The following is an 18,031-nucleotide window of genomic DNA, read 5'->3' on the forward strand; positions in this document are numbered from 1 at the left end:
CGGGCGGCCGGAACGCTGTCGCACACCGATCCGATGACGCCGTCAATCACGTATGGGAGGAACCACGTGGCCGGGGATACCGAACGTATCGAGCAGGAGATCGCGCAGGCGCGCGAGGACCTGGCCAAGACCCTCGATTCGCTGGCCGATCGCGCGAATCCGCAGCGGCTCGCAGAGGACGTCAAGAAGAAGGTGATGGCCACCCTCTCCACGCCTGCGGTGAAGTACGCGCTGGCGGGGGTCGGGACAGTGGTCGTCGTCGTGATCGTACGAAAGATCGTGAAGTGACCGATGTTCGTCTGCCCGGCACCCGCCGGGCTCGTCGCCGTGGCGCCGGAGTGGCCCTGGTGGCCGCACTCTCCGTCGCCGCGCTCGCGGGTTGCTCCGAGTCGTCGAGCTATCCCGACGTCATCACCGACGCCCAGAGTCTCGATTCCGTGGCGCAGCCGACCATATCGGTGACCGGCTGGCATGACCAGCCGATGAACGACAAGGCCGTCGGTGTAATGCCCGGCGCGCCGATCACCGTCACCTCCCACGACGGCAATCTGTCGTCGGTGGTGGTGTCGGGGCCCGACGGTCCGGTTCCGGGGAAGACATCGTCGGACGGGTCTCACTGGGTCTCCACGGGTGCCCTCGACTTCGGTGCCGACTACTCCCTGACGGCGGCCGCCCGCGGCGTCGACGGCGCCGGGGCACGCAAGATCGGCTTCACCACCGCCTCGGCCGACTCGCTGGCCGACGCGTCCACCGTGACCGGCGACGGCGAGACCGTCGGCGTGGGCCAGCCCGTGGTGATCAACTTCGACACCCCGGTCGCCGACAAGCACAACGCGGAGAACGCCATCAAGGTCACCACCGACCCGCCGGTCGAGGGTGCCTTCTACTGGCTGAACGACAGCATGGTGCGCTGGCGTCCGGAACATTTCTGGAAGCCCGGCACCAAGGTGCACGTCGCGGCGAACATCAAGGGAATCGACCTCGGCGACGGCGTGTTCGGCGAGAACAATCTGGATTCCGGCTTCAAGGTCGGCCGAAGTTTCGTCGCCGTCGCCGACGACAAGACCAAACAGCTGTCGGTCTCGGTGAACGGCAAGGTGGTCAAGACCATGCCGACCTCGCTGGGCAAGGACTCCACGCCCACCAACAACGGGACCTACATCGTGGCCGAGCGAGAGCCGAGCGTGGTGATGGACTCATCGACCTACGGTGTCCCGGTGAACTCGCCCGAGGGTTACAAGGAGACGGTCTACGACGCGACCCGAATCTCGTTCAGCGGCATCTACGTCCACTCCGCGCCGTGGTCACTCGGCGACCAGGGCGTCGACGACGTCAGCAACGGATGCCTGAACGTGAGCCCGGAGAACGCGGAATGGTTCCTCAACCATGCGTTGCGTGGCGACATCGTGATCGCGAAAAACACTGTCGGTCCAACGCTTCCCGGCGACGACGGGCTCGGGGACTGGAACGTCCCCTGGTCGGTCTGGAAGAAGGGCAATGCCTGATCGGCACGGTGCGTAGGAGCCGTCGCGGGGGCGATTTCACTTCTGTCGCCACGACATGTAAGGTTCCTTTTCGCACCGGCAAGCGCCATTAGCTCAATTGGCAGAGCAGCTGACTCTTAATCAGCGGGTTCGGGGTTCGAGTCCCTGATGGCGCACCACACACACAGATGAACGCCCCGCCCAGCGCGGGGCGTTTTTCTGTCAGGTGGAACACGCTGTGCGGGCCCCGATTCATCCGGAGGACCGACTCGGACAAACCGGTCGCACGTTGTCTCGTACACTTGTCTCCAACCGTGGGTCAGGGGCGCGTCGTCGTCGACGTGAGCGGTGAGATCGTCGTGGTGGTTACAAGGTTGGAGGATCATGGGGATCAGTCGTACCCGGATGGGGCGTCGCTCACCGCTCACGCTCATCGGCGTTCTCATCGCGGTCGTCGCAGGGGTCTCGTCGTGCACTGAGGACCCGAAGTATTCGTCGGATGTCGGTAGTTCCAAGCTGATCGACGACATGCTGAAGCCAGGGGTGGAGATCTCCGAATGGGGCAATCGCCCGCTGGCAGACCAGGCGGTCGGAATCCAGCCGGGTGCGCCGATCACCGTTGCCGCTCGCGAAGGCGCCATCACGTGGGTCGTGATCGCCAAAGCCGACGGCTCACCGGTCAAGGGTGAGCTCTCCGAGGACGGCACCACGTGGACCAGTGCCGAGCCGCTCGGCTACAACCGCACTTACACACTGCAGGCCGACGCTGTCGGGATCGGCGGCAAGAGCACCAAGCGCGTCTCGTTCACCACCCGTGCGCCGAACAACCTCACGCAGGCATACCTGACACCGTCGCCGCGTGAGACGGTCGGCGTCGGTCAGCCGGTCGCGATCAAGTTCGACGAGCCGATCCCGGACCGGAAGGCCGCCCAGGACGCCATCAAGGTCACCACCGATCCGCCGACCGCCGGCGCGTTCTACTGGATCAGTGACTCCGAGGTCCGGTGGCGTCCACAACACTGGTGGAAGACCGGCACCACGGTGAACGTGGCGGTCAACACCTACGGCATCGACCTCGGCGACGGATTGTTCGGCCAGGAGAACGTGCGCACCGACTTCCAGGTGGGGCGGTCGATGATCATCACCGCGGACGACAACAGCAAGCAGGTCAGCTTCGCCCGGGACGGCAAGGTGCTCCGCAGTATGCCCACCTCGATGGGAAAGCCGGGTGCGGAGACCGACAACGGGGTGTATCTGGTGTCGGACAAGCACGACCACATCATCATGGACTCGTCGACCTACGGCGTGCCGGTGACGTCCGCCGACGGTTACCGCACGCCCGTGGACTATGCGACGCGGATGTCCTACAGCGGCATATTCTTCCATTCCGCACCGTGGTCGGTCTGGGCCCAGGGCAACACCAACACCAGCCACGGCTGCCTGAACCTCAGCCCGGACGATGCGCTCTGGGTCATGCGCAACACCCTTCGTGGAGATCCGGTGGTGGTGAAGAACACCGGGGGAGCGGTCCTGTCGGGTACCGACGGACTGGGGGACTGGAACATCCCGTGGGCCGTCTGGTCGAAGGGCAACGCCTGACCGACGGTCGGTGGTCTGTCGACAGTCGCCATGCTCGATGATCCGCTTCGGGTGTCGTCGATCCGACGTTACCAACGCGCACTGTTACGATCACCGATGACAGTAACGTCCGACGACAAAGGGTGTGCCCGACATGGCCGAACGCTCCTCCTGGGAAACCGACGATCTCACCGCACTGCGCGACCTCGCTCGCAGCTTCTGCGAGAAAGAGATCAAGCCGAACATCGAGAAGTTCATCGAGCAGCATCATGTCGACCGTGACCTGTGGAACAAGGCCGGTGAGCTGGGGCTCCTCTGCATGTCGATCCCGGAGGAGTACGGCGGCGGTGGTGGCACCTTCGCCCATGAGGCGGTGCTCATCGAAGAGCAGGCTCGCATTGCCGATTCGTCCTGGGGGGCGAGCCTGCACAACGGGATCGTCGCGCACTACCTGCTCGCCTACGGTTCCGAGGAGCAGAAGAAGACCTGGCTGCCCAAGATGGCCGCCGGGGAAGTGGTGGGCGCCATCGCCATGACCGAACCGGGGACGGGTTCGGATCTGCAGAACGTGAAGACGAAGGCGATTCAGCTGGGCGACGAGTACGTGATCGACGGGTCCAAGACCTTCATCACCAACGGTAGCCAGGCCGATCTGATCATCGTGGTGGCCAAGACCGACACCGGCGAGGGCGCCAAGGGGATCTCGCTGGTCCTCGTCGAAGCCGATCGTGACGGGTTCCGCCGTGGCCGGGTACTGGACAAGGTCGGTCAGCGTGGCCAGGACACATCGGAGCTCTTCTTCGACGGCGTCCGCGTGCCGACGTCGAATCTGCTGGGGCAGGATGAAGGTCAGGGCTTCATCCAGCTGATGCAGCAGCTACCGCAGGAGCGGCTCATCATCGCGGTCGCGTCCGTGGCAGGCATGGAGAGCGCGGTCGCACAGACCATCGAATACACCAAGGACCGCACCGCCTTCGGCCGGCCGATCTTCGGGTTCCAGAACACCAAGTTCAAGCTCGCCGAGGCCGCGACGGAGACGCGGATCGCGCGAGTCTTCGTGGACGACTGCATCACCAAGCATCTCGACGGCAAGCTGGACATCCCGACCGTGGCGATGGCGAAGTGGTGGACCAGTGATCGTGCCATGGTCGTGGCCGACGAATGCCTGCAACTCTTCGGTGGGTACGGCTACATGAACGAGTACCCGATAGCGCGGATGTGGGCCGACAACCGCGTCCAGAAGATCTACGCCGGGACCAACGAGATCATGAAGGAGATCATCGCGCGATCCCTCTGAGCCGCCGAGAGATCGTCGATCAGGTGACCGTGAATTCCGTCGAGGTGCCGCTGAACGACCGCGTGGACCCGTTGTCGGCGCGGCTGTCCCCGTGATACCGGATGCGGAACCGGCCGGACGTGCTCGACGGGATCGTCCACACGATCCGGACGACCGAGGCCTGGGTCTCACCGGCCGGACGCCGCCAGTGGAACTCGGTCTCCCAGTCGTTGTCGGTGGCAACGGTGGTCCAGGACATCCCGTCTCGTCGTTGTACCTCGAGGTACGTCCCGCCGGTGCGCAGCCGATTGTTCGGGTGCGCACCGACGAACTCGACCACCGCCGTCCGACCAGGGCGGTACCGACCCGCGGGGCGGGTCAGCAGGTCTCCGTATGCGCGACCCGCCACCGGACGGTCGGGCGGGACCGGTGGCAGCAGGTCGGGCTGGAATCCCGACTTGTTCAGCGGGGCGGGGCCCCGGCCGAGCGGGCTGCCCGAGGCCATCGCGGCGGCCAGCGCATGGAACTCCTGCATGTACGCCGACAGCGTCCATCGCCCGAACTGGGTCTCGCCGCCCTCGTACTGCTGGGCGTCGTACTCTTCGGGGGTGGTGACGTACTGCGTGTAGGAATTCGAATAGCCTTGCACCAGAACGTTGTCGGGGTCGGTCCGCAGCGCATCGGCGACGACGGTCCGTAGTCGGAGGCCCGCGATGATGGTCACCTCGGCGGGCACCGCGACCAGGACGAGCTCTCCGATGCGGAGGATCTGCAGCGGGACGACCTGAGGTATCCACGGTGCCGGTGGCATGATCCCGAGCGGGAACAGGATCAGCTTGGGGGCCTGCATGTCGCGAATCCACGGGGAGACAGGCGGTCGCCGGTCGCCGCCGAACGCGGAGACCAGCGGGTTGGTCGTGCCCTCCTTCAGGAACGGGAGCTGGGATTTCCAGTTGTCCTCGGTGCTGGTCGCCGCCGCCGCGGCGCCCATCATCGCCGGCGTCGTGGCGGCCGGTTTGCCTTCGGGCGTGTAGGCACCATCGATCTTCACCGCGGACATGTCGACGTAGCGCACGATGGAATCGACACCGCCGCGGGTCATCGGGCGCGCGTTGTCGAATGCGGTTCGGCCGGCGAGATATTGGCGTTCACCGATCATCTCGCAGTTCGTCTTGTTGTCGGAGGTCGGACCGCCCGGATGCATCTTCACCAGGTTGAGATTCGGTGTCATGTCACCGCTGTTGGTCTGCGGGAAGGCCGCGACGAAGCCGGGATGCGTGCGCTCCCAACGGTAGCTGGCGTAGCCCTTGTTGTCGCCGGCGATGAGTCGATTGCGGTCGGTCAGCGACGTGCCGTGGGTGGAGAACCAGGTGATGGCGCCGACGTCGGTCCCGCCCTGCCGGAATCGTAGGACGGTGACCTTGGGGTCGATCGCCCCGGGGAAGTGCTTGCGCTCGGAGCCGGGGTTGAGGTCGAACGCGACCTTCGACCGGTTGCGGCTTGCGTTGTGCAGTTCGCCGTGGCCGATGGAGAGCGTTCCGGGTGCGAGATCCTCGTGCGCGCGCACGATGGCTGTGTAGATCCCGTTCAGCTCGGCCTCGTAGGAGTTCTTCTTGAAGCCGTACACCGCAAGAGAATACGCGAAGTCCCAGGCTGTACCCCCGCACGACGCGTGGGAGTGCGTGGCATTGAGATTGACGTTGCGCTCGGTGTAGAGGGAGCCGAACTTCTGGCGGAGCCGGGGCATCAGTCCCATGTGGTGTGACTCGAAGAGGCAGGCGATGTCCGAGGTCACGAACACCACTCGCTCACCGGTGGCGCGGTCGACGATGATGTAGGCGCGCGCCCAGCACCGCTGGAGGAGGCCTGCTGCGACCTGGTCGGCATCGGAGTAACCCATCATGCCCTGACCGGCGATGGCGCCGGTGATGTCGGCGATACCGCAACCGACGAGAAGATCGGTGCTGCCTGTGCGAGCCGCCGAACCGTTCGCGTTCGGTGCCGCCTCGGCCACCGGCAGGCCCGCGGCGAGTGCGGCACCACCCCCGACGGCGGTCGCCGCGACCCCGGTGAGAAGTTGTCTGCGTGTCACGTCCATGATCTGTCCCCCTGTCGATGTCGCGTCATCGTCGACGCGGAAGTGTTGATCAACTCGAGCGTGTGTCGGTCACGTGGCCGAGCAACAACGTCACGGTTGCCTCGGCGATGCGTTCGCAGACGGCGCGGTCGCGCGTGTTGAGATAGGCCAGGGTGATCCCGTCCGTGGCCGCGACCACGAGCGGGGCCATTTCGTCGGCGGGACGGTTCCATTCGACTCCGGCCTGCTCGGCTCCGATGCGGAGGCCGTATGCGATGGCCTCGTAATAGCGGCGGTACATGTCGGCGCCGAGCCGGTCGAGCCCGGCGGTCTGTCGCGCGTACTGGTTGAGGGAGATCATCGCCTGCTCACGGTCCGGATCCTCGATCAGGCCGTCGAGGTAGCCGAACAAGCTCGCCCGCAGAATGATTCGGATGCCATCGACACCACCGACGTCATCTGCCGACGCCGCGAGGAGTGCCTCGGCGATCACCGCCAGCTCCATGTCGGTACCGCGCTGCACCAGCGCGGCCAGCAGGTCGTCGCGCGAGGAGAACACATAGTGGAATGTCGAGAGCGTCATCCCCGCCTCGGCACAGATGGCCCGCGTGGTGGCGCCGTCGACGCCGGCGCGGGCGATCACCCGGAACGCCGCGTCGAGCAGCAGCTCGCGACGCTTCTCGACGGGCATCCTGGCCATGATGTGTCCCGGATCAGCGGAGGTCGTCGAGGACTTCGCGTGCAGCGCGTCGGCCCGATCGGACCGCGCCGTCCATGTACCCGGTCCAGTAGTCGGCGGTCTCGGTGCCTGCCCAGTGGATGGGGCCGACCGGATCACGCAGTGCCGGCCCGTATCTGGTCAGGGTCCCCGGTGAGCTGACCGCAACCGGACCACCCCGTGACCACTCCTCGAGATCCCACTTGAAGACGCCGTAGTCGATGAGATCGCGCGCCTCCGGACCGAAGTAGTCGACGAAGTTGCCGACACATTCACGGACGATCTGGCTCTCCGGCGCATGATCGAGCCTGCGCATGGCGTCGGCGGAGATGAACCCGATGAGAATGTGACGATCTTCAGCATGACTCTCGAAGGTCACATCGATCGGGCGTCCGTTGCCGATCACCTGACCGGAGAAACCCTTGTCTCGCCAGAACGGTCGTCGGTAGAGGGCAGAGAACTTGCTGACCGCCCCCATGTGGAAACCGCGACTGAGCGCGACGCGTGCGGCAGGCAGTCCGGGTCGGAACCTGATTTGACCGCTGATCGCGGGCGACATCGCGACGATGACCTTGCGCGCGCGAAATGTCCCGGCATCGCTGCTGACCGAGGCGATTCCGCCCGTGTGGTCGATGGAGCGGACCGGAGCGTTGTACACGACACGTGGCCCGAGAGCGTTCGCCATGCGCAACGGGATCAGTGCGGCGCCGCCCTCGAAGAGACTCTCCTGCGCGCCGCCGTCGGTGCTCAGCAGGCGGATGAGCGTTCCGGGATTGTTCTCGTCGCCGGACGCCGCGATGTAGTTGATGTAGTAGAGGGCGGAGACCTCGTCGGGGCGCACCGAGAGCGCGGCCGACATCGCGATACTGGTCAGCATCCGTGCGGTCGGGTCGGTGGTGACTGAGTCGGTGTACTGCTGCCAGGTGATCGAATCCAGATAGCGGGCGTTCGGATGCTTCCAGGCTTCGCCGACGGGGAAGGGGAGCAGGGCCTCTGCCTGGGCGCGGGCCAGTGCCGGCAGCGCCTCGAGTGTCGAGAACTCCGCCGGCAGTGGTAGCGCTGCGGGCATCCGGGTGCCGTTGTCCGTGTTCCAGAAGACGCTGTCGCCCTGGTTGTAGGTGCGGATCGAACGCACGTCGTATTCACGGGCGAGGCCGGCGATGTGATTCTGCGTCGGTCCGATGAACTCGGCTCCGGCATCGAGGGTGGCGCCTCTCCGTGGCGTGGTGATGTTGTGGACCCGTCCACCCGCCCGGTTGCGTGCCTCCAGCACGACGACCGACGCTCCGGACTCGCTCAGGGTCTTGGCCGCCGACAACCCGGACAGTCCGCCACCGACCACGATCGCGTCGACCGTGTCGCCGGGAGCGGCGGCCGCACGACCGGGACCCAACGTGGCCGCGCCGGCGACCGTGCCCGCGCCCGCGAGTGCCCCGCCGAGAAAGAGGCGACGTGAGATGTGTTGGCTCATGAAGGTTTCCGATCCGGCCAGGGACTGCTGGAGTCCGCCACGGGGTACGACGAAACGTTAGGGTCCAGATGTTTAGGTCATTTGACCTGAAGTAACGGCAGAGTAACAGGTGCCTGTGTCATATGTCTCGAAGGTCCGGTGTTTCGTGTCGGGTCACCGCCGGCGGGCACCACGAAAACACCCCGCCGCCGACGATTCACCTCGCGGTGACAGGGGATCGTCGGAGACGGGGTGGAGTGGCCGGCGAACCACGACGGCGTGATCCGCTGCGTCGCGCTACTTGTACTTCTTGATGATCTTGGCCGCCTCGTCGGCGTCGACGTTCTTCGCCACGAGCTTGGCGTTCTTGGTCTTCCGGATGGAGTACTTGCCATCCTTCTTCGCTGCGGCAACGTGCAGACCGACCTTCTTGGCCGCCTTGTTCAGATCCTCGAGCATGCGCGGGATGCTACGGGATGGAGATGAACAATCGGCGTTGCGGAGGCCGGTGGCTCGCGGTGGCGGTCGGCTACGGGGCGTCGACCGCTTGCCGGATCGCCGTCACGAGCGCATCGACCGCGTCGGGTGTGGTCGCATGCGATGTGACCAGACGGGCGACACCGGGTTCGGGGTGACCGTGGTGAAAAACGAAGCCGTCGTGGACGAGTGCCTCGACGACGGCATCGGGTAGCCGGCAGAACACGATGTTCGCCCCGCCGGTTCCCTGGAGGTGTACCTGCGGCGTCGCGCGGAGGCCGTCGACGAGGCGTTCGGCCATCGCGTTGGCGTGGCGAGCGTTGCGCAACCAGAGGTCGTCGGTCAGGTACGCGGCGAGCTGAGCAGACTGAAATCGCATCTTCGAGGTGAGCTGGCCCGCCCGCTTGACCCGATAGGCGAGTTCGGTCCCGAGTGTCGTGTCGAAGCCGACCACGGCATCGGTGGTGAGTCCGCCGTTCTTCGTCACGCCGAAGGAGAGGATGTCGACGCCCGCGCGCCACGTCATCTCGGCCGCAGTGATGTCCAGTGCGACAAGAGCGTTCGTGAACCGTGCCCCGTCCATGTGTACCCGCAGGCCCGCGTCGTGGGCGATCGTCGACAATACGCGGATCTCGTCGAGGGTGTAGACCGATCCGCCCTCGGTGGCCTGCGTGATGCTGACGACCTGGGGCTGGGCGCTGTGGATGCTGCCGACGCCTGCGCGCACGGCGCGGCCGAGTTCGTCGGGATCGATCTTGCCGTCCGGCCCGTCGAGGGGGAGCAGTTTGCCGCCGGAGGTGAAGAACTCCGGCGCGCCGCACTCGTCGTAGAAGATGTGACTCCCGCGATGGCAGAGGACCGAACCCCAGGGATCGAGAAGGGTCGCCAGGGCAAGCCCGTTGGCCGCGGATCCCGTCGACACGCAGTGCACGATCGCCTCGTGGTCGAAGATCTCGGCGACCTTGCGCCGGGCTTCTGCGGTGACGGTGTCCTCGCCGTAAGCGAGGTGCCCACCGGCCGACGCCCGCGCGACCGCCTCGACGATCTCTGTCGAAGCACCGACCCCGTTGTCGCTGGCGAACATCCGATCGGCCGGGTGGCCGGCGAGCGCGGCGTCCGATTCAGGCATGAGTACAAGTGTAGGTGGACCGAACAGCCGTCCCCAGGGCCGTCGAACAACAATGCCCCACCTGCGAAGCCGCAGGTGGGGCATTGTTTCTCTCGGGGTGGATGACGGGACTCGAACCCGCGACAGCCAGGATCACAACCTGGTGCTCTACCAACTGAACTACATCCACCATCGGCGTCCGTCACCCAGGATCGCTCACCGGGTCCCAGAGCCAAGGTCATACTCTAGCGGGTCGGGCCACCCGAACTCCAATCGGCCGACGCTCCGCGTGTTCACGCAGGCCCGAGGTCCTTGACGATGGCGGCGAGGTGATCGACGTCGGGGCCGGGTGCCGCGACGAAGGCGGCCGTCCGGTAGTACTTCAGCTCGCGAATGGACTCCCGGATGTCGGCGAGTGCGCGGTGGGCGAGTCCCTTCTCGGGCTGCCCGTAGTAGATCTTCGGGTACCAGCGGCGGCACAGCTCCTTGATCGAGCTCACGTCAACCATCCGATAGTGCAGGTAGGCGTCGAGTTCGGGCATGTCCCGGGCGATGAAGCCGCGGTCGGTGGCGATCGAATTGCCCGCGAGCGGCACGGCGCCTGCCGTGGTGACCTGAGTACGGATGTAGTCGAGGACCTGCCTCTCGGCTTCGGCGACGGTCACCGTCGAGGCGCGCACCTCGTCGGTCAGGCCGGATGCGGCGTGCATCTTGGTGACCACGTCGGGCATTGCCGCGAGGTCGTCGTCGGAAGCGTGGATCACGATGTCCACGCCGTCACCGAGGACGTTGAGTTCGCTGTCGGTGACGAGCGCGGCGATCTCGATCAACTTGTCCGATTCGAGACGCAGACCGGTCATCTCGCAATCGATCCACACCAGTTTGTCCTGCATCCGGTCAACCTTAGTCGTCGGTGCGGTTCGCGACGGGCAGTGACCGGACTTGTTTGCTGTGGTGCACTCGCAGTCGGGCCGATTCCATGGTCGATGATCCGCGGAATGCGCGTGTCGGGACTACGGGTTGGCGGGGCCGTCGCCGCCGAGTCTGCGGTAGAAGCTGCCGACGATCGGGGCGACCACCGCGCGCGGGCTGTAACCACCTGCCACCGACATCGCCTTGGACAGGGTGCCCGGAACCACGCGCATCTTGTTGTTCTCCAACGCATCCAGGCTCAACTCGGCGACCTTGACACTCGAGTGCCAGAGGAAATCGGGGACCACGCGATCGACGATCGAGGCATCCTTCGGATCGGGTGTCGAGGTGCGCACCGGGCCGGGTGCCAGCAGGGTCACGTGGACGCCCCGGGGGCCGACCTCGCCGCGCAGCGACTCGCTGAAGGAGTTCACGAAGGCCTTGGTGGCCGCATAGGTGGCGTTGTTGGGGATGGGCATGTTCCCGGCGGCCGAACCCACCATGAGGATGCCGCCGGAACCACGGCGCACCATCTGCGGCAGCACCGCCAGGGTCAGGTCATGGACGGCGTTCACATTCAGGCGGACCTGTGCGCGCTCGTAGTCGGGGTCGAGCTCGCTGAGGGCGCCGAACGTCGAGATGCCAGCGTTGTTGCAGAGGACGGGGACCTCGCGGTCGGCGAGCTCGGCGCAGAACACCTCGACGGCGGACGGATCCGACAGATCCACCGCTCGGACCTCGGCCTGGACAGCGTGCTGGGCACGGATCTCTGCGGAGAGGTCTTCGAGGATGTCGCCGCGACGGGCGACCAGGACGAGCGAGTGGCCGCGCGCGGCCAATTCCCAGGCGAGGGCCATCCCGATACCCGATGAGGCGCCGGTCACCACGGCGCGGGCGGACTCGTTCGGCGCAGGTATACCCATGACAGAAATCCTAGTCGGGCGCCGACCATCGGCCGGCGCCCGAGGGATCGTGCATCGGTCGCACCGTCAGGCGATGCCGGCGGCCACCTCGGTGCCCTGGCGGATGGCCCGCTTGGCGTCGAGTTCGGCAGCCAGGTCGGCACCGCCGATGACGTGGGTGGTCACGCCTGCCACGGTCAGCGGATCGACGAGCTCGCGCACCGATTCCTGACCCGCGCACACGACGACGTTGTCGACCTCGAGCACACGCGTCTCGGTCACCGAGCCGTCCTCACCACGGAAGCTCAGGTGCAGGCCCTGATCGTCGATCTTGTCGTAGGTCGCTCCGCTGATCTGCTCGACGCCCTTCATCTTGACCGTGGCGCGGTGCACCCAGCCGGTGGTCTTGCCGAGCGACTTGCCCTGTCGGCCGGATTTGCGCTGCACCAGGAACACCTCGCGCACCGCGGGGAGCGGGCGGGGCTTGGTGACGAAGCCGGGCTTGGAGAGGTCTTCGCTCACACCCCATTCCTGCTCCCACTCCTTGAGATTCAGGGTCGGCGACTCGTCGACGGTCAGGAACTCGGTGATGTCGAATCCGATTCCACCCGCCCCCATCACGGCGACCCGCTTGCCGATCTCCCGATGACCGAGCACGGCATCGGCATAAGACATCACCATCGGATGATCGATGCCGGGGATCTCCGGCATCCGTGGGGTGACGCCGGTCGCCACGATCACCTCGTCGAACTTCGCCTCGATGATCTCGTCGGCCGTGATCCGGGTGTCGAGGTGCACCGTGACATTGTTGATCTCGAGTTGGCGGGTGTAGTAGCGGATGGTCTCGTTGAACTCTTCCTTGCCGGGAATCCTTGCGGCGATGGAGAACTGGCCACCGATGTGTTCGCCTGCCTCGTACAGGTGCACCTTGTGACCGCGCTGGGCGGCCGACACCGCCGCCGACAGGCCGGCCGGTCCGGCACCGATCACTGCGACTCGCTTCGCGCTGCGGGTGGCGCCGAGGGTGAGGGTGGTCTCGCGTCCCGCGCGCGGGTTGAGCAGACACGACACCTTCTTGCCGACGAACGCGTGATCGAGGCAGGCCTGGTTGCACCCGATGCAGGTGTTGATCTCGTCCGCGCGACCGGTCTCGGCTTTCGCGGCGAAGTCGGGGTCGGAGAGCAGCGGACGCGCCATCGAGATCGCGTCGACCTTGCCGCGCTCGAGGATCTCCTCGGCGATCTCGGGGGTGTTGATGCGGTTGCTGGCGATCAGTGGGATGGACACCTCGTCGCGGAGCCGTTCGGTGAACTTCACGAAGGCGGCCCGCGGCACCGACGTCACGATGGTCGGCACACCGGCCTCATGCCAACCGATGTCGCTGTTGATCGCGTCCACACCGTATTCCTCGGCCTTGCGGGCCATGAGCGCGATCTCGTCCCAGGTCTGACCTTTGCGGACGAAATCGGCGATCGACTGACGAAGGATGACCGGGAAGTCGCGCGGCACCTGACGGCGGATCTCCTTGATGATTTCGACCAGGAAGCGTTGCCGGTTCTCGGTGGAGCCGCCCCACTTGTCGGTGCGGTCGTTGGTGTGCGGGCAGAGGAATTGGTTGATCAGATAACCCTCGCCGCCCATGATCTCGATGGCGTCGTATCCCGCCTTACGGGCGAGTTTCGCGGAGCGTCCGAAGGAGCGGATGACATGCCAGATGATCTGTTCGGTCATCTTCAGATGCTTGAACGGATGAATGGGGGAGGGCTCCGAGCCCGCGGCGACCTTCAGCGGTGTGTAACCGTACCGGCCCGCATGGATGAGCTGCATCGCGATCTTGCCGTCCTCGCGGTGAACGGCGCGTGTGATCCGTTGGTGCCGCTTCACATCCGCGACATTGGTCATCTTCCCGGCAAAGGGCAGCAGGAGCCCGGTACGTGACGAGCTGAAGCCGCCGGTGATGATCAAACCGACCCCTCCGCGAGCGCGCTCGGCGTAGTAGGCGGCGAGCTTGTCGGTGTCCCAGACGCGATCCTCGAGGCCGGTGTGCATCGAACCCATGATCAGACGATTCTTCAGGGTCGTCCCGCCGAGCTGCATGGGCTCGAAGAGTCTCGGGTAGTGCGGATTCGGTGCGGTCGTGTGGGCTGACATGGCGACCTTTCGGATCGAAGGGATGACCGGATGAGGCCGGTCAGGCGGACAGCTCTCGTTCGAGTGCGGCGATGACCTCGTCGCACCATTCGATGAAGCCTGCTTCTTGGCGGATACCGCCGCGCAGCACCAGATACTGATGCAGTTTGCGGCCGTTCAGCGTGTCCGGATCGGGGTAGTAGCTCTCCTCGAATCCGGTGAAGATCTTGAGCTGGGCGACGTGCTCATCGCGGTGCACCTTCAGTTCGCCGATGATGGCGGCGAGGTCACCGAACTCGGCCGCCCGCAGCTTGACCCCCAGGTCACTCCGCAGAGGCTGCATCGGCGTGGGACTCGTCGCCCACGCCGACAGGACCTCGCGTCCGCCGTCGGAGATGGTGTAGACCTTCTTGTCCGGCCGGCCGTCCTGGGTGATCGACTCGAAACTGACCAGCCCATCGGAGTGGAGCTTCTTGAGTGTGCGATAGATCTGCTGATGCGTCGCCGACCAGAAGTAACCGATCGACCTGTCGAACTGCCGACCGATCTCGTAACCCGTGCCGGGTCGTTCGGCCAGCGACACGAGAATCGCATGCTCGAGTGCCATGGGATCACGCTAACAGTGCACCCATGCACTATGCAACTAGGTTCATATGCCAGTCGATGTGAACGCGGTCGTCAGTCCTGTCCGTCCGTGCCGGAATCGGCCGGCTGCCCGCCCATCATCGACAGCATCGGCGAGCCTCCCTGCCGTAGGAATCGGACGACAAGTGACGTGGCCAGGGCCAGGGCTGCGATGTTGAGCCAGGTCGTGTAGTTCCAGGAGATCCCTCCCTCGGGTAGGTGTGCCGAGGACGGATCCGGTATGAGGTTCAGGAGGTGGAACACGATCTCGATGATGTAGCCGGTGGTCACCATCGCCACGTAGAAGACCAGTGTGATCCGCACGGTCATCGCCATCCCGTAGTACTTCCGATAGATGTTGAGGATCGGCAGGATGAGCAGATCGGCGAAGATGAATGCCATCACACCGCCGAAGCTGATCCCGCCGGTCCACAGCACGACGGCCAGAGGCACGTTGCCAACAGAGCAGACGAAGCTGAAAGCCGCGACAATGGGGCCGATGAGCGGTCCCCAGATGGCGGCGACCACGTCATTGTCCTGGAGGAACAGTCCCTGCCAGAATGCGTCGGGCACCCAGGCGCCGATGGCGCCGGCGATCACCAGCCCGGCGGCGAGGTCTTTCCAGGTGGCCGCCCATTCCATGACGAAGACATTCGATACCGCCGTGAGACCTTTGCCGGAGAACAATCGCGTCAAGAAGCCTCCGTCACCGTCGACGGACATGTTCATCGCCGCGTGACCTTCCATCGATCCGGCAAACCCCTTGTCTGCCTGTTCGTGTGCCGCGTCGAGAATCTTGGTGCGCAGTACCACCCGGAACAGCATTGCGACGATGACGACGATGAGCGGTCCCGCGATGAACTCGGCCAGGGTGAACTGCCAGCCCATCAGGATCGCAAGGATGACACCGAGTTCGATGACGAGGTTGGTCGAGGCGATTTCGAAAGCCATCGCAGCGGTGAAGTCGGCACCGCGACGAAACAGCGAACGGGCCAGGGCGACCGACGCGTACGAACACGATGACGAGGCCATTCCGAATCCTGTTGCCACCGCCAGCGTCCGTGGCCGGTGGTCGCCGAGCGCACGCACGATCGTCGATCGACGAACGACCGCCTGGATCATCGCCGAAAGGGCGAACCCGAATACCAGTGCCCACAGGATGTTCCACGCCATCGTGCCGGCGAGGCCGAGAGCGTGAACGATCGCATGCAACGACGTCCTCCGATCTGTCTCCGATCAGCCCATCGTCGGCCTGTTGGGCACCAGTGTGCCCGATCGGTCGTTCACAGAGGCCGATGTCACACGGATGCGAACGTGTGCCGGAGTGTGTACAGACATCCGTTGCGGAGCTCGAGGACGTCGTCGGCGATCTCCGTCACCCGGGCATCGTGCGTGATGAGCAGGGTGGACCGTCCATGCGCGAGGCGGCGCAGCGGTTCGAGGATGCGTTGTGCGGTGGCGTCGTCGAGGCCTGAGGTGGGTTCGTCCAGAATCAGGACCGGGCTGTCGCGGAGAAATGCACGGGCCATGGCGATCCGTTGCCGCTGACCGCCGGACAGCGTCAGTCCGTCCTCGCCGAGGGGCGCGTCATAACCGAGCGGGAGATCCGAGATGAATCCATCGGCATCCGCCGCGATGGCGGCGCTGATGATCTCGGCACGGGATGCCTCGGGGCGACCGTAGGCGATGTTGTCGGCGACTGTGGCCGCCTTGATGATCGGCTGCTGGGGGAGGAGAGTGACGTGATCGCGGATGGAACGGCCGGTCAAGGTGGTGAAGTCGTTGCCGCCGAGCATGATCCGACCGTCATCGGGATTCTCGAAGCGGCACAGCAGTGACGCCAGGGTCGACTTCCCGGCACCGCTGCCCCCGACGAGGGCGGTGATCTCGCCGGGACGCAGGTCCAGCGAGACGTCGTCGAGGATGGTGGCCCCGCCGCGGCGGAGCGTCACGCCGCGGACCGCGACGTCGTGACCGGGCCCGGTGTGTACCACCGCATCCTCGCGATCCGAGTCGGTGGGGACGAGGTCGAGGAGTTCGGAGATCCGTTCCGCGCTCACCGCGGCGGAGGCAAGCGACAGGCGGACCTCCGCGAGCTCCTGCATCTTCGGATACAGCATGCCGAGGTAGCCGGTGAGCGCGAGCAGCTGTCCGACGCTCAGGGCGCCGTGGCGCACCTGCCAGACGCCCGCGACGGCGATGGCGAGGGTGACCACCACCTGTCCGAAACCCATGACGGCACCGAATCCGGCCTCGATCCGGGTCTGTGACATCCGTGCGCCCAGCCAGGTGACACCGTGACGGTGCAGTCGCGCGTGTTCGCGGTCCTGCTGGTTGTAGGCGACTGCGGTCTCGTGCCCGCTGAGGGCGGTCTGGACCGCGATGGCGATGTCGGCGTTGGCGGTTCGTTCGTCGCGGGTGACGACCGTCTGGCGGCGACCGTAGTAGGCCGAGATCGCCCACAGGATCGGCACCGCCGCGATGGCGACCAGCGCGACCTGCCAACTCATGATGAACGCCGCGACGACGAGACCGACGGTGTTGGCCACCGCGATGACGAACTGCATGACACCGGACCCGACGAGGTACTCGACGGCCTCGAGGTCGCCGGAGTGCCGGGTCACGAGGTCGCCGAGGCCGAACCGCCGATGGATGACCGGATTGAGCCGCTGCACATGGGCGAACAGCGAATCGCGCAGGCGGAGGACCACCCGTTCGGAGATGCCGATGGCGGTGACCTGGCCGTAGTAGTCCGCGGCGGTGGAAACCGCGGTGATGAGCAGCCACAGGACCGCCAATCTGGCGAAGCCGACGGCGTTGTCGGCGGTGAGGGCTCCGTCGATCACATCGGAGAGCACGAAGATCGCGACGATCTCGCAACCGGTGGCGACGAGCAGAAGCGTTGCGGCCAGCGCGAACCGGGCACCTTCGCCCTTGAGGGTCGGGAAGAAGCGGCGGAATGCGTCGCGTGCGGTCATCCTGTGATCCGATCGATGACGTGCGACGTTCCGGGACCATACGTGCGGCCATATGGCCCCGGAACGCTGCGTGGGGTGGTCAGAACCGTGGAGTGCTCAGAACCACACCCAGTCCCACCGGTGCAGACGCCGGTTCCAGACGCGGCGACGGCGACGCTTGCGCGGCGGTGCGGGGTGGTGCTGCTGCGGGCGAGGGCCGTTTCCGGGCTTGGGTCCTGGCTGAGGCATGAGTGCTTCTCCTTGTGTTACGGCCGGCAACTCTGCCGACGTGGAGAAAGCTATGGGTGTCACCTTCGGATGGCCTTGGTCGTAGCTGC

General features: G+C 65.6%; 15 protein-coding genes and 2 tRNA genes. 5 read left to right on the forward strand and 12 right to left on the reverse strand.

Going from position 1 to position 18,031, the window contains the following annotated elements; translation table 11 throughout:
- Positions 1 to 66 precede the first annotated feature (66 nt).
- From ACPXCG_RS18540 to ACPXCG_RS18560, 5 genes are all read left to right on the forward strand, one after another.
- Complete coding sequence (locus tag ACPXCG_RS18540; RefSeq protein ID WP_425793549.1) at positions 67 to 288, forward strand: DUF3618 domain-containing protein; 222 nt, start codon at positions 67 to 69, stop codon at positions 286 to 288.
- Positions 285 to 1,505 carry a L,D-transpeptidase gene (locus ACPXCG_RS18545; RefSeq protein ID WP_425793550.1) on the forward strand — a complete coding sequence of 407 codons (1,221 nt, stop codon included), beginning with the start codon at positions 285 to 287 and terminating at the stop codon, positions 1,503 to 1,505. Before ACPXCG_RS18540 ends, ACPXCG_RS18545 begins: the two co-directional genes overlap by 4 nt.
- Positions 1,506 to 1,587: 82 nt before the next feature.
- Positions 1,588 to 1,663: transfer RNA gene (locus ACPXCG_RS18550), tRNA-Lys, on the forward strand.
- A gap of 205 nt (positions 1,664 to 1,868) precedes the next feature.
- Positions 1,869 to 3,083 carry a L,D-transpeptidase gene (locus ACPXCG_RS18555; RefSeq protein WP_425793551.1) on the forward strand — a complete coding sequence of 405 codons (1,215 nt, stop codon included), beginning with the start codon at positions 1,869 to 1,871 and terminating at the stop codon, positions 3,081 to 3,083.
- Positions 3,084 to 3,216: 133 nt separating this feature from the next.
- On the forward strand, positions 3,217 to 4,359 hold the full coding sequence (locus ACPXCG_RS18560; protein WP_425793552.1) for an acyl-CoA dehydrogenase family protein: 1,143 nt from the start codon (positions 3,217 to 3,219) through the stop codon (positions 4,357 to 4,359).
- Positions 4,360 to 4,378: 19 nt separating this feature from the next.
- Here the strand turns inward: ACPXCG_RS18560 and ACPXCG_RS18565 are convergent, their stop codons facing one another.
- The 12 genes from ACPXCG_RS18565 to ACPXCG_RS18620 all read right to left on the reverse strand — a co-directional run bounded on the left by ACPXCG_RS18565 (position 4,379) and on the right by ACPXCG_RS18620 (position 17,714).
- Positions 4,379 to 6,436: a neutral/alkaline ceramidase gene (locus ACPXCG_RS18565; protein ID WP_425793553.1), complete on the reverse strand. Its 2,058-nt coding sequence runs from the start codon at positions 6,434 to 6,436 to the stop codon at positions 4,379 to 4,381.
- Positions 6,437 to 6,485: 49 nt separating this feature from the next.
- Complete coding sequence (locus ACPXCG_RS18570; RefSeq protein ID WP_425793554.1) at positions 6,486 to 7,106, reverse strand: TetR/AcrR family transcriptional regulator; 621 nt, start codon at positions 7,104 to 7,106, stop codon at positions 6,486 to 6,488.
- A gap of 22 nt (positions 7,107 to 7,128) precedes the next feature.
- Positions 7,129 to 8,604 carry a flavin monoamine oxidase family protein gene (locus tag ACPXCG_RS18575; RefSeq protein ID WP_425793555.1) on the reverse strand — a complete coding sequence of 492 codons (1,476 nt, stop codon included), beginning with the start codon at positions 8,602 to 8,604 and terminating at the stop codon, positions 7,129 to 7,131.
- Positions 8,605 to 8,880: 276 nt separating this feature from the next.
- Positions 8,881 to 9,042, reverse strand: a complete 162-nt coding sequence (locus tag ACPXCG_RS18580) for a hypothetical protein (protein ID WP_190268129.1) — start codon at positions 9,040 to 9,042, stop codon at positions 8,881 to 8,883.
- Between the two features lie 70 nt (positions 9,043 to 9,112).
- Complete coding sequence (locus ACPXCG_RS18585) at positions 9,113 to 10,189, reverse strand: threonine aldolase family protein (protein WP_425793556.1); 1,077 nt, start codon at positions 10,187 to 10,189, stop codon at positions 9,113 to 9,115.
- Positions 10,190 to 10,285: 96 nt separating this feature from the next.
- Positions 10,286 to 10,358: transfer RNA gene (locus ACPXCG_RS18590), tRNA-His, on the reverse strand.
- 103 nt (positions 10,359 to 10,461) lie between these two features.
- Positions 10,462 to 11,061, reverse strand: a complete 600-nt coding sequence (gene orn / locus ACPXCG_RS18595) for an oligoribonuclease (protein ID WP_425793557.1) — start codon at positions 11,059 to 11,061, stop codon at positions 10,462 to 10,464.
- A gap of 120 nt (positions 11,062 to 11,181) precedes the next feature.
- The gene (gene cmrA, locus ACPXCG_RS18600; protein WP_425793558.1) at positions 11,182 to 12,003 is read right to left on the reverse strand and encodes a mycolate reductase; all 822 of its coding nucleotides are present in this window, start codon (positions 12,001 to 12,003) and stop codon (positions 11,182 to 11,184) included.
- A gap of 66 nt (positions 12,004 to 12,069) precedes the next feature.
- Positions 12,070 to 14,133, reverse strand: a complete 2,064-nt coding sequence (locus ACPXCG_RS18605; protein WP_425793559.1) for an FAD-dependent oxidoreductase — start codon at positions 14,131 to 14,133, stop codon at positions 12,070 to 12,072.
- A 40-nt stretch (positions 14,134 to 14,173) separates the two neighbouring features.
- A complete protein-coding gene (locus ACPXCG_RS18610; RefSeq protein WP_425793560.1) occupies positions 14,174 to 14,719 on the reverse strand; it encodes a PadR family transcriptional regulator in 546 nt (181 codons plus the stop codon).
- Positions 14,720 to 14,790: 71 nt separating this feature from the next.
- Positions 14,791 to 15,948 (reverse strand): permease, encoded by a 1,158-nt coding sequence (locus tag ACPXCG_RS18615; protein ID WP_425793561.1) that lies wholly within the window; start codon positions 15,946 to 15,948, stop codon positions 14,791 to 14,793.
- Between the two features lie 86 nt (positions 15,949 to 16,034).
- The gene (locus tag ACPXCG_RS18620) at positions 16,035 to 17,714 is read right to left on the reverse strand and encodes an ABC transporter ATP-binding protein (protein ID WP_425793562.1); all 1,680 of its coding nucleotides are present in this window, start codon (positions 17,712 to 17,714) and stop codon (positions 16,035 to 16,037) included.
- Between the last annotated feature and the right edge of the window lie 317 nt (positions 17,715 to 18,031).

The sequence above is a fragment of the Gordonia sp. DT218 genome (assembly GCF_049847105.1).
GTDB lineage: Bacteria > Actinomycetota > Actinomycetes > Mycobacteriales > Mycobacteriaceae > Gordonia.